8 protein-coding genes and 2 pseudogenes are annotated in these 12241 nt (G+C 68.5%); 4 read left to right on the forward strand and 6 right to left on the reverse strand.

The features are described 5' to 3' along the window. Window positions 1-199 precede the first annotated feature (199 nt). Window positions 200-598, forward strand: a complete 399-nt coding sequence (locus tag OHS70_RS01560) for a hypothetical protein (RefSeq protein ID WP_328392802.1) — start codon at window positions 200-202, stop codon at window positions 596-598. A gap of 276 nt (window positions 599-874) precedes the next feature. Continuing rightward, entirely contained in the window at window positions 875-2512 is a 1638-nt protein-coding gene (locus tag OHS70_RS01565; RefSeq protein WP_328392804.1) for a carboxylesterase/lipase family protein, read from the forward strand. Window positions 2513-2565: 53 nt separating this feature from the next. Here the strand turns inward: OHS70_RS01565 and OHS70_RS01570 are convergent, their stop codons facing one another. From OHS70_RS01570 to OHS70_RS01580, 5 genes and pseudogenes are all read right to left on the reverse strand, one after another. After that, window positions 2566-3213, reverse strand: a complete 648-nt coding sequence (locus tag OHS70_RS01570; protein WP_328392806.1) for a TetR/AcrR family transcriptional regulator — start codon at window positions 3211-3213, stop codon at window positions 2566-2568. A 624-nt stretch (window positions 3214-3837) separates the two neighbouring features. After that, a pseudogene (locus OHS70_RS38945) lies at window positions 3838-3978 on the reverse strand (hypothetical protein); the annotation flags it as partial. 20 nt (window positions 3979-3998) lie between these two features. After that, a pseudogene (locus OHS70_RS38950) lies at window positions 3999-4118 on the reverse strand (hypothetical protein); the annotation flags it as partial. Between the two features lie 391 nt (window positions 4119-4509). Continuing rightward, entirely contained in the window at window positions 4510-5343 is an 834-nt protein-coding gene (locus tag OHS70_RS01575) for a glutaminyl-peptide cyclotransferase (RefSeq protein ID WP_328392808.1), read from the reverse strand. A 156-nt stretch (window positions 5344-5499) separates the two neighbouring features. After that, window positions 5500-7017 (reverse strand): polysaccharide biosynthesis tyrosine autokinase, encoded by a 1518-nt coding sequence (locus OHS70_RS01580; protein WP_328392810.1) that lies wholly within the window; start codon window positions 7015-7017, stop codon window positions 5500-5502. Window positions 7018-7420: 403 nt separating this feature from the next. On the opposite strand from OHS70_RS01580, the gene OHS70_RS01585 reads away from it, so the two are divergent. Beyond that, the gene (locus OHS70_RS01585; protein ID WP_328392812.1) at window positions 7421-9121 is read left to right on the forward strand and encodes a DUF4012 domain-containing protein; all 1701 of its coding nucleotides are present in this window, start codon (window positions 7421-7423) and stop codon (window positions 9119-9121) included. 503 nt (window positions 9122-9624) lie between these two features. Further along, entirely contained in the window at window positions 9625-11091 is a 1467-nt protein-coding gene (locus OHS70_RS01590) for a sugar transferase (RefSeq protein ID WP_328392814.1), read from the forward strand. Here OHS70_RS01590 and OHS70_RS01595 read toward each other — a convergent pair. Then, window positions 11085-11990, reverse strand: coding sequence for a class I SAM-dependent methyltransferase (locus OHS70_RS01595; protein WP_328392816.1), 906 nt, complete (start codon window positions 11988-11990; stop codon window positions 11085-11087). The two genes, OHS70_RS01590 and OHS70_RS01595, sit on opposite strands and share 7 nt — an antisense overlap. Window positions 11991-12241: the final 251 nt, after the last annotated feature.

A 12241-nucleotide genomic window follows, 5' to 3' on the forward strand; every position in this document is an offset into this window, starting at 1 on the left:
CGCCAGTGACGTCAACGACTCGGCGTCGGGTCATGGCCGGACCCGCCTGCGGGTTCGGCCATGACCCGACGGGGCGACGAGTGAGGACGAAGGACCGGCTCGACACGCCGGCCCGTTGACAAACCCGCAGGCGGGCACGGGCGGCAACCCACGTCGGACGTCAACGCCGGTGGACGGTACGGCCGATGGGTTGCGACACATGCTCATCGGCCGTGCCCGGCTCTCGACCGCCGGCCACCTGCTGCGGGTCGGCGTCGACCGCGACAACACCGACACCGACACCGACACCGACACCGACAAGGCGAGCGGGGCCAAGACGTCCCGCCGCGAGACCGCCCGCCATGCGGACAAGGCTTACGGAATCCCTGAGCTGCGCAGATGGCTGCGGGGGCGACATCGGCGTCCGTGCCGCCTCAAGGGCGGTGAGCCCGGACAAGACTCGGGCCGTCGCAGGCAGGTCGGCGAACGGACGATCCCTGCCTTCCCGGCAACCGCAGGGCGCTGCCCGGCAATCCTCGGCCTCGCCGACCCCCCACGCTGTCGGTCACCGGCAGATGTGAGCCCCGCGAGGCAGCCGCTCGGCACCCCGGGCCGGTGACGACGCCTTTCAAGCCGTCGCGCCGCCGTTCCCTCGTCAGTTGTGTAGACAGCACCGCCCCTGAATGGAACGCTCGCTACAGAACAACGTAGTTGGCGCCGCTGCCCCGCGCGCCGGGCAGCCCGGTGCCACCGTCCAGATGGCGGCGTCTGTCACATCGGCGCGTACGAACCAGACGCGGTTGGCACCCCGGAGCCGCCCGCGACGTGCGGCAGCCGGACGTGGCCCCGCCGTGCCTTCCTTCGCCGAAGCAGACGGACCAACTGAAGGAGACCGATGAGATTCCGTGACGTACGCCGTACGGTTGCCCGCGCCGCGACCGTCGGCGCCGTACTGCTGCTGTCGTTCAGTGCGCCCCAAGCGGCCTCCCCCGACTCCGGGGGAGACGCGCTTGTCGTCCGCACCGCGCACGGCACGGTCCGGGGCAAGAACGGTCCCGACGGCGGCCGGGTGTTCCAGGGCATCCCCTTCGCCGCCGCACCGACGGGGGAGTTACGCTGGCGCCCGCCCCGGCCGTCCGCATCATGGTCCGGCGTGCGGGCCACCGCACCGGCCAGTCCCTGCCCCCAACTGCCCCTGACGCTGCTCCCGGACGGCGGGCCGGTCCTGCCGGGTGACTCCAACCGCACCGGCAGCACCTCGGAGGACTGCCTGTACCTCAATGTGTGGACCCCGCCCGGCGCCGACGGCAGAAAGCTGCCGGTGCTGGTGTGGCTGCACGGCGGCGGCAACGTCTACGGCGCCGGCAGCGACTACAACGGTGCGGCGCTGGCCGGCCGGGGCGTGGTCGTCGTCACCGTCAACTACCGTCTCGGGGCACTGGGGTTCCTCGCCCACCCCGCCCTGTCCACCGAGAGCACCGACCATGCATCGGGCGACTACGGCCTGATGGACCAGCAGGCCGCGCTGCGCTGGGTACGGCGCAACATCGGTGCCTTCGGCGGCGACCGCACCAGGGTCACACTCGGCGGTCAGTCCGCCGGGTCCGTCGACACCTGCCTCCACATCGCCTCGCCGACCGCCCAAGGCCTGTTCCACCGGGCCGTCCAGCAGAGCGGCAGCTGCCTCTCCGAAGGCGCGCTCGACCCGCTCACCCTGGCCGCGGCCGAGAGGAGGGGGCAGAGCTTCGCGGCCTCGGTCGGCTGCACCGACCCGTCGAACGTCCCGGCCTGCCTGCGCGCCGTACCCGCCGCGGAGCTCATCCGCGGCGCCCCTGCGGCGGTGTCCCTGTGGACACCGAACACCGGACCGGCCGTCCTTCCGGTCCCACCGCGCAGGGCATGGGCCGAGGGGCGGGTGAACGCGGTCCCGACGCTGAGCGGCAGCACCCATGACGAGTACCGGTACTTCACGGCGCTCAACGTGGACCTGCTCGGCGGTGGGCCCCTCACACCGCAGACCTATGCCGCCCTGATCAAGCTGCAGCACCCTGCTCGGGCAGCCGCCGTTCTCGGCACCTACCCTGCGTCCGCCTACGCCTCGCCGAACCTGGCCTACTCCGCTGTCGGCACCGACCAGCGCTTCGCCTGCCCGGCGCGTGCCGACGGCCGCCTGTACAGCGGCAGGGTGCCCGTCTACGCCTATGAGTTCAACGATCCCCAGGCGCCTGCGTTCATCCCGGCGCCGTACACACCGCAGGGCGCGTTCCACGCCGCGGAGCTGGCCTATCTGTTCCCGATGAAAGCCCTGCCTCTCACCACCCCGGCACAGCGCCGGCTGTCCGCCACGATGACCGGCTACTGGGCCAGATTCGCCGCCACCGGCAACCCCAACGGGCCCGGCACCCCCGTCTGGCCGCGATACAGCGCCGACCGTGACCGCATCCAGGTTCTGGCTCCGGACCGGACCGCTCCTACCAACGGTTTCGCGGCCGACCACCGCTGCGCGTTCTGGCAGCCCGCCGACACTTCCTGACGACTGCCCCGGCGCTCCGCGGAGCAGGCCCACCACCGTCGCATGGCAGCTCTTCAGGACACATCCGGGGCGCGTCCCGCCGAGCGGGAACTGCCCACGGGAACGCCGTGGTGGGCCGCCAGGGCAAGCAACGCGACGCGCAGCGGCTCGATCTCCAAGGAAGTGGCGGGCTCGAACCAACGGGCCACGGCGGTTCCGCTCGCCGTTCTGAGGGTGAAGCGGGCGAGTTGGTCCGACACTTCGGGGCGACCGCCCAGGTCGAAGACGACGCTCAGGGAGTCCTGGGCCCACGCCAACAGCGCGTCGCGGTAGTGGCGCAGCTCGGCGAGGGCCGCCGTACTGGCGTCCTGCCGCAGCATGCCGACCGCGAGCAGCAGCTTCAAGCTGTGCGGGTGGCGCTGGAAGCTCTCCCCGACCGATCCGAGGAAGGTGTCCAGCCTGTGCCGTACATCCGCACCGGGCACGTCGACCGGAGGCAGGGCGGCCAGCAAGGCGATTCTTGCGCGTTCGAGCACCGCGACGTAGATGCCGTCCTTGCTTCCGAAGTGCCAGTAAAGGGAACTGGCGGGGAGTCCGCAGGCGGCGGAGATCATCGATATGGACGTGGCGGCGTAACCGTGCTGGGACATCAGCTCAGTTGCGGTGTCGAGAATCGCGTCGTGGGACCGCGTGCCGCGGTCACGGGCCGATGCCTCTGTCATGCGCCCGACTCTAGATCAGCCGACCGGCCGAGCACAGCGGTTCAGAGGAATCATCCCAGGTCAGAACGCCTGGCCCGGTCGCAGGGTCCGCCATATCCGGTCGGGCCGGATCCTGGCGGCCCGGGCAAGGTCCAGGTGGTACCTGCTGTACAGCCGGCGACACGCGGTCTTCGCCGACCGGTCCGATCACCGCGTGAGGATCGGGCCGCCGTCGATGTGAACTCCTGGTCGCTGAGCCTGAATCCACCGATGGCCAAGAAGGGTGGTCTACGCCTCCCCAGTCAACCGGCCCTTCGGGCGGTAATCGATCTTCACCCGAGAAGTGGGGGTGCAAAGTGGCCCGTTCCGGCCGCCGACCTGGACGAAGGCCGCGCGGATCGGGTTGGTCGAGCTGGAGATCACCGACACCTGCAACCTGCGGTGCTCGCACTGCTGCACCGAATCCAGTCCGCAGACCCCGGCAGGCTCGATGACGCGCGAGGCGTTCTGCCCCGGCGGCCGGGGCAGAACGCCACCAGCCGTTGTGGGATCGTGGGCAGTCCCGGCTTCGCAGGTGGGAGGCCCTGGCGTGGGATCGCTGACCGAGACCTCCATCGTGGAGGTCGTGGTCAGACCTCGAGCGGTTCAGCAGCCGGGGCCGGTAACGGGGTTGGCGCAGATGTTGTTCCCCGTACCACCGTCGTTGGTGTTGGTGCCGGCCTGGCCGTTGAGGATGTCGTTCCCGGCCTCACCCGCGAGCGTGTCGTCACCGTCGCCACCCAGGAGGACGTCGGTCCGTCCCCTCCTTCCATACGGTCATCGCCTGTACCACCCCGTAGTACGTCGTTGCCCGTACCTCCGCACACCAGGTCGTTCCCGCCGGCGCCATTGACCACGTCGTTCCCGCCCAGATAGCAGGAGAACATCCGCGAGATGCAGTCTTCCCATGCCGCTTCGGCGGTGTCCGCCGCGTTCGATGACACGCATCTGATCGCGCAGGCCGGCTGCTGCCGGTGCTGCGGCTGGCCGAGCGGTGGGGGCTGTCGCGGCTGGTGGCGGAGAAGGTGAAGCTGGCCGCGGCGAAGAACGGGGCGGCGGCGGACGCCAAGGTCGCCGTAGCCTGCTTGAGATAGCCGAAGTCCTCGCGCAGACGGCGGTTCTCTCGCCGCAGCGCGGCCAGTTCCTCAGGTTCACCGCTGGTCAGCCCGTCGTGCTCGCCGCGTCGGCCTCGGCCTGCTTCACTCGGGCGCGCACCGTGGTCCTGGTCAGATCGAAGCCCTTGGCGATCTGACCGACCGAGCGGCTCGGTGATGCCCGTCAGGCGCCCTGCTCCGGTACGAACGCCACTCGGAACATCCTGGGCCACCACTTCCCCGTCAGCAGGAACTGGTTCGTACCCGGAACGGCCGCGATGCCGTTCAGGACGTCCGCGCCCCGCCTCTCCGTCGCGCTGAGCAACGGAGGCACGGCGATGTCCCCGGTCACCTCACCGGTGTCGACATCGATGCGTACGATCCGGTCGGTGGGCCAGACATTGGCATAGACGACGTCGCCGACGCATTCCAGCTCGTTCAACCGCCCCACGCGCTGCCCACGGATGGTGACGGGGACCTCGCCCTTCTTCTGAAGAGTTCCGGGGTCCCGGAAGACGAGCCGTGAGGTGCCGTCGGTCGTCACCAGCCGGCCGCGGTGCGGCTGGTGACAGACGCCCCAGCCTTCCTCCGGGTAAGGGACCCTGCGCAGCTCCGCCAGAGTTCGTGCGTCCCGTTCAATGGCGACGCCGTTCCGCCAGGTGAGCTGCCAGAGCGTCGGCCCCACGACGGTGATTCCCTCGCCGAACAGCGGCGAGGGAAGCTCCGCGCCGCGTGCAGGCGGGGCACCGGGCCGGCCGACCGTGATCGTCGAACGGCCACTCACTCCCGTGCTCTCGTAGAGCATGCCACGCGCCATCTCCAGGCCCTGTGTGAAGGCCTTCGGATCGTGCGGCAGGGTCTCGATGACATCGACACTCAGCCGCTCGATCCGTGCTGCCGCCTGCCCGGGCATGCCTCGTCCGTGGTCCGTGGCACCGCCACCCCCTTCGCACCCGTGAACGAGCATCCCGGTGGCCAGAGCGACGACCCCCACCGGGATCACGAACGCAAGCCGCATGACCTCACACTGGCACACGGCCACGGCCGGAGCGGATTCGCACGCCGCACCGGCTCACGGGGATCGCCCCCGTGGCGCAGTGGTCCCGGCGCCCCTGCGTGAGGTCCAGGACCGACAGGAGGAGTTGCGATGAAGCGGGCCGTCCCCCGGCCGGGGCTACGTCCGTGTCTCGGCCGACGCCGACGCCGACGCCGACGCGGACGCGGACGCCGACGCCGCACGCCCGTTCGCGGACGATCTCCGTCGCGGAACCACCGATGCCAGACGGGTCGACACCAGCGCCGTGAGCCCGCCCGCCGTCTCCGGCTTCGGCTGATACCGGTACGCGTAGCCGTGCGCCTCGCCGTCGCCTCGTGCCGGTGCCGCGTTCAGCACGGCTCCCAGCACGGGTACCTTGACGCGGTCGAGGATGCGCAGGGCGTCGAGGACCTGGCTTCTGCTCGTCCGTCCGGCACGCGCCACGAGCAGGTAGCCGTCTACGGCATGGGCCATCGCCGGAGTGTCGGCGAACGGCAGGACAGGAGCGGTGTCCACCACCACGTGGTCGAACTCCTCGGCGAGCTCCTGCAGCAGGGACTCGAATTGAGGGCTGCCGAGGAGCTGGGTCGGATTGGGGGGAATCATCCCACTGGTGAGCACGGAGAAGGACCCTGCCGACTGCAGCACGTCGCACACCGCGACCTTGCCCAGCAGGGCCGTGGTCAGTCCCGCGTCCCTGACCAGACCGAGAGCCGAGGCGACGGACGGACGGCGCAGATCGCAGTCGATCAGACACACCCGGGCGCCTTCCTCGGCCAGTGTGGCGGCCAAGTTGACCGAGACGCTGCTCTTGCCTTCCCGCGGCAGCGGACTGGTGACGGCGATGACCTTGGGCCGCTTGCCGACTTCGGCGAACTGGAGATTGACCCGGAGCTTGCGGAAGCCCTCCGCCCGCGTGCCGTGCGTGTCGTCGCGCAGGGAGACCGGGCGCCGCGAGGCACTCGGATCGTGCACGATGCTCGACAGCACCGGAGGCCCGGCAGCGGCCGCCAGGCATTCGGCCAGTGCCTTGGAGTCCCGCATCGACGTGTCCACGGTCTCCAGTGCGACGCCCAACCCGAGGCCGAGTGCGAGGCCCACGACCAGGCCGAGGGCGACATTGAGAGTGGTCTGCGGGGACGACGGGGCGGACGGCACGGCCGCAGGCTGGATAACGGTGAGTCTCACCGGAGACTCGGACGTGTCCGTGTCGGGGCTCTCCAACTCCCTGATCACCTCGGCGAAGCGACCGGCAAGGGCATTGCTGGTACGCGCAGCCCGTACCGCTTGGGTGTCGGTGACGGTCAGCCGGACAAGCACGGTGTTGAGCGGTGCCTCGGCCGAGATCCGCTCGGCAAGCTGGCCCGGCGTCACACGGAGCCGGAGGTACTCGATGACCGGCCCGGTCACCTCCGGGCTGGTCGCCACTTCGGCGTAGGACTGGACCCGGGCCTGGGTGAACGAATTCCCCTGATTCAGCTGTGAGGTGTCGGCATCTCCCTGAAGTGATGCGAACAGTGTGGTGGTTGCCCGGTACTCGGGAGTTGCGAGAGTACTTGCCAGGATGCCCGCCCCGGTTCCCAACAGCGTGACGAGGGCGATGACACGCCAGCGGCGGGAAAGGACTCGTAGGTAGTCGCGCAAATCCAAGGTCATCCCCGATCGGAGCGAGTGAATGGAATAGTCACTCTAGGACCGGGCCGAGGAATTTGAGGCACATTGCATGTCGCTCGCCTTTTCGTACCCCAACGGAGTGCAAGCGCACCCTTAAGAGGTTCGACGTCTCCGCGTGGCACGCAGGGTTGGGATGCAATTTCAGCTTAGATTCATCTTCGACTGCGCTTTATCCGCTGTGCCGGTTTCACCGGGAGGTTCGTGAAGACATGATCTCGCCATCCCAGCGGTGCTCTGCGCAGGTGACCACGACGGCCTCCGCACCACCGTGGGGGCTGCGGTGAGGGGTACTGGTCCCACGGTGTGGCTGCGGCGCTGCCCGCGCCCGCGCTTGCCGCAAACCAGGCTTCTGCTGGCAGCCGCCGGCATGCTGCTCCTTGCGGGAATGGCATGGATCGCTGTCACCGGACTGCTCGCCCGCGCCGAACTGATGGCCGCACAGGGCGGGCTGGAGAGGCTGCGGCAGTCCTTCTCCGGTACAGACCCGAAGGCAGGAGCGGACGGGGCCGGCCCACGAGCCGCGATGGATTCTGCGGCGGCCCATGCAGCCAAGGCCCATCGCCTCACGACGGGGCCCGCCTGGTGGCTGGCGGCGCATGTCCCGTTCCTCGGTGCGCCCGTCAGCACTGCGCGTGGCGCAGCGCATGCGGCTGACAGACTGACGCACGAGGTACTGCCGCCCGTGGTGGGCATCGGCTCCGACACGCGTGCAGGTGGTCTGCAGACTCTCCTGTCCGCGCTCCACGGCAAGGCTCCGGAGCTTGACAGGGCGTCCAGAGCCGCCGCCGAGACTCGTGCCCAGGCCGCTGCGCTGCCCCGCGACACCTGGCTGCCGGCTGCCGACCGCGCCCGGGACCACCTGGTACACCAACTCGGCACCGTCACCACAGCCATGGCGGACATGGCTGTCGCCAGTCGCGTCCTGCCTCCGATGCTGGGTGGGCACGAGCCCCGGCGATACTTCGTCGTCTTCCAGAACACCGCCGAGGCGCGCGGCACGGGGGGACTGCCCGGGGCTTTCGCCGTCCTCACCGTCAACAAGGGCCGACTGCGCTTCGAGACTTTCGGCAACAACACCGTCCTGGAGCACGTCAGGCCCTCGGTCGATCTGGGAGCCGAGTTCAGGGCGCAGTATGGAGCCAGTGATCCGACCGGCACCTGGGCAAACACGAATCTCAGCCCGCACTTCCCTTACGCGGCGCGTATCTGGACGGCGACCTGGGAGAAGTACAGCGGTGAGCAGGTGGACGGTGTGGCCGCGCTCGATCCCAGCGCGCTGGCTCTGCTGCTCCGCGCCACAGGCCCGGCACAGCTGCCCGACGGTACGGCAGTCACCGCCGACAACGTGCTGGACCTGACCGAGCGCACCGGGTATGCGCGCTACCAGGACGTCGCCGAACGCAAAGCGTTCTTTCTCGATGTGGCGCGAGCGGCTGCGGCCAGGCTCACGGATGCCATCAGCGATCCTCATCGGCTCTCCGCCCTGCTGACATCCGTCCACGAGGTGGTGAAGCAGGAGCGGCTGAAGGTGTGGAGCGCCCAGAGCGACGAACAACGCATCCTGGAAACACATCCCCTGAGCGGGGCACTGCCGCATGACTCGGGGCCGTTCGCGGGGTTCGTCGTCAACAATGCGGCGGGCGGAAAGCTGGATTTCTATCTCGAGCGGCAGTTGCAGTGGATTCCGCGGCACTGCACACGCGAGGGCAGGCCGGTCACCGTACGGATCCGGCTCAGCAACCGCGCGCCGGCATCGGGGCTTCCCGACTACGTGACCCTGCGTGTCGACAAACGGTCGTACGCCACTCGCCCCGGCGACAATCGGCTGCTCATCTCCTACTACGCCAGCCCGGGCGCACAGTTGACCCGCGCGACGGTGGACGGTCGACGCGCCATGACGGCAAGCGGCGTCGAACGTGGGCATCCCGTGTACACCTTGGACATGGAACTGCCCGCACAAGAGACCCGCACCGTGACGCTCCAGCTGGTGGAACCGGTCAGTGACCGCGCCCCCATCGTGTTGCGACAGCCGCTGGTCAGCCCTCTGAATGTCGACGTGCGGCCCTACCCGTCCTGTGCCGAATGAGGTCACCCGGCGGCGGTCGCCATCCAGGTGATCACCGGGACGTCGCGGACGGAGCGCAGGACGGACCGCAGGAACGCACACGCGGTCACCGTGGATGAACTGCTGTCCCCACCGCGGCAGAGCCGCCAGATGCCGCAGCCCTGGGCCGAGTACCTCGACAGCCGCTGACGAGCGGGCTGCACCGGCAGTGACCGCTCTGCGCTTCCGCCGTCACGGACCCGGTCGCGCTGCAGACTGCAACCTCATGCTGCGAATCGGGTGACATTCTTCCGCCGCCGAGCGTCGCCACCGACCGCATGGTCGACGCATCGGACAATCACAAATGCATCTGCCACCTACCGGAGGCCGCTTTCCCTCACGCCAAGCATATGCACGCGGCATGATGCGTCGCCCTCCCTCCAGCACTGGTGCCCGTCATCGGGGGGTGCGAGGTGCACAGACCCATGCGGTTCTTGGAGCCAGTTGGAGGGCGAATGTGGCTGTTCGGGGCTAGCGGCTCCAATATGCCGACGACTGACCAGATGCAGGTTCAGCGCATCCAGGAGCGGCCTCGAGTCAGCCGAAGACACCCTGGTAAGCCCTTCTGGTACCTGCCGGTCTCACTCGCGTTCGACGCGTCATGGGCAGCCGCCCCGGTGCACCTGGCCCTGCGGTCAGCCGGGGACACCCAAGCCATGCGGTACGCGGTGGTGGCAGCTGCAGCCTGGTTGTTCGTACGGACTTCGCGCGGGCGCTATGTGCAGCGGAGTCTGGGCGAGAGCGGCACCATCAGTGCTGCACTACGCGACTGGCTGGTGTTGGTGGGGCTGCTAGCGGTGCTGTGCGTGGCCTCTGGTGAGAGAACCCCCGTCCTGCTTGCTGTCGCCGGCCTCGCCCCCTGCGGCCCGATGGCCGCAGTCTTTCAATCGCTGATCCACCGTCACCTGCGGGCCCAGCGTCGCGACGGACGGGCAGTCCGCCGGGCTCTGGTGATCGGTGAGGTGAGCGCGATCGAAGGCCTGGTGAACCACCTCGCCCGGCGCACCGATCACGAGTTCGTCGTCGTCGGGCTGTGTCCGGTCGGGGACGAGGATCCCGACTCGCTCATTCCGGTCCACTCCCGGCTGGACAGACAGCCCCCACCCCACTTGTCGGGGGACTCCTCACCGGTGCTGGAGGCTGTCCGAGGGCTCGATGTGGACTTGGTCTTCGTCGCCGCGGGGCCCTGCATGGCAGGCGAACGGCTACGCAGACTGTCCTGGGCCGTGCACGGGGAGGGACGTCCTCTCATCGTGTTGCCAGGACTGTCGGAGGTGGCACGGCGCCGGGTTGATGTGTCGTCAGTGGCGGGGCTCACCATGCTGCATGTCGCCCCGCCCGTCCGGCACGCCGGCGCTCTGCTGCTGAAGGCGGCGAGTGACCGGTTGGGCGCGATACTGCTGATCGTGCTGCTCGCCCCGGTGTTCGCCGCGGTTGCGATCACGGTACGGCTGGGTTCACCAGGAGCCGTCCTCTACCGGCAGATCCGCATGGGGCAGGGCGGTCGCCCTTTCACCATGTGGAAGTTCCGCACAATGGTCGCCAATGCGGAGCAGTTGGCGAAAGAGCTCGCCGGCACCAATGAGCAGGATGGCCGCATGTTCAAAATCCGCCGCGACCCGCGGGTCACCCGCGTGGGCCGGGTGCTGCGGCGCTACTCCCTGGACGAGCTCCCCCAGCTCTTCAACGTACTGCAAGGACACATGTCGCTGGTCGGGCCAAGACCACCTCTGCCGGAAGAGGTGGCCGAATACAACGATGTGGAGCTGCGCAGACTGACCGTCAAACCAGGACTCACCGGCTTGTGGCAGATCAGCGGGCGCTCCGATCTGTCGTGGGACGAGACTCTCGCCCTTGACCTGCGCTATGTCGACAACTGGTCTCCGTCCGTGGACTACGGCGTCCTCTGCCGGACCCTTCGCGCCGTCGTCGAGGGCAATGGAGCCTACTGAGCGCCGATGGACCGTGGGCCAGCGGGGCTTGTCGTGCGTACTCGCGGACGCAGGTGAACCCACAGATGCCAACCGGCCAGTGCCGCACCCGGGAGCTTGTGCACCGGCAGGGGCGGCGCATGCATGAAGCGCTTGTACGCACGAGTGAGGGAGAAGTCGGGAAAGCTCTGACGTACCGTGCGTGAGTCATACACGCGGGCGTAGGGGTTGTCGGGGCCGTCGGTGTTGTGGTGAATGAACTCCCGCATGCGCAGATACTCGAACAGCCCGGTTGTGCGAGCATTTCTCACATGAGCGCCGACGATCCCGGTGGGCTGCAGCAGACCGGTCCGGGCCAGCGGAACGGCGACTGCCAGGGCCATCCGCCGGACGAGGCCGATGGCAATGAGGTAGTTCAGCGACCAGCGAGCATAAAGCATCGCCACCAACTCACCTCCCGGCACCAGAACACGGTGGATTTCCCGCTGCGCGGCAATGATGTCCGGCACGTGATGCAATACGCCGTGGCTGAACACCATGTCAAAGGATTCCGCCTCGAACGGCAGGTCGAGCACGCTGGCACGGTGCAGACCGTCGAAGGGCAGATTGCGCTGCGCCAGGCGGGTTCTCACACGCTCCAGGGATGCCTCGGTCAGATCGACACCCGTCCATCTCGCACCGCGTCTGATGAGTTGTTCGGACTCGGTTCCTTGCCCGAGCCCGATTTCGAGTACGCGTCGGCCCGCTACATCGAGGCCGTCAAGGCATCGAGGGATGTGCGACTCCAACTCGTACTTGAACGCGTCGTAGCGGGTGAAAAATGACGCGTAGTCACCCTGTTCCTCTCTGGCCCGGCCGCCTGCCAACTGCTCTCCGCAGGGATGTGAGGACCAGAACGCAGCGATATCCGTCTCGCGCATTTACCCTCCTGTGGTGGTGTCACGACAGAAGAAGGGCCGCGCCTCAGGCGCGTCGGCCCTTGCCGCCAAAGCTTCGCTGCGGGGCGCGTCGGACAAGCGGAGTTACAGCGGACAGCTTCGGAGTGAAGGAAACCAGTAGGCGCGCCCGAACGGAGGATTCTTTACACGGGCGGCCCATTCCGACAAGACATTCCGGAGCCTGCCGAGTGCGTCGCCTGGCACAGCACACGGACTTCCCCACTAGCCTGGGA

Origin of the sequence: Streptomyces sp. NBC_00390, from assembly GCF_036057275.1 — a bacterium.
In the GTDB taxonomy this organism is placed as follows: Bacteria; Actinomycetota; Actinomycetes; order Streptomycetales; family Streptomycetaceae; genus Streptomyces.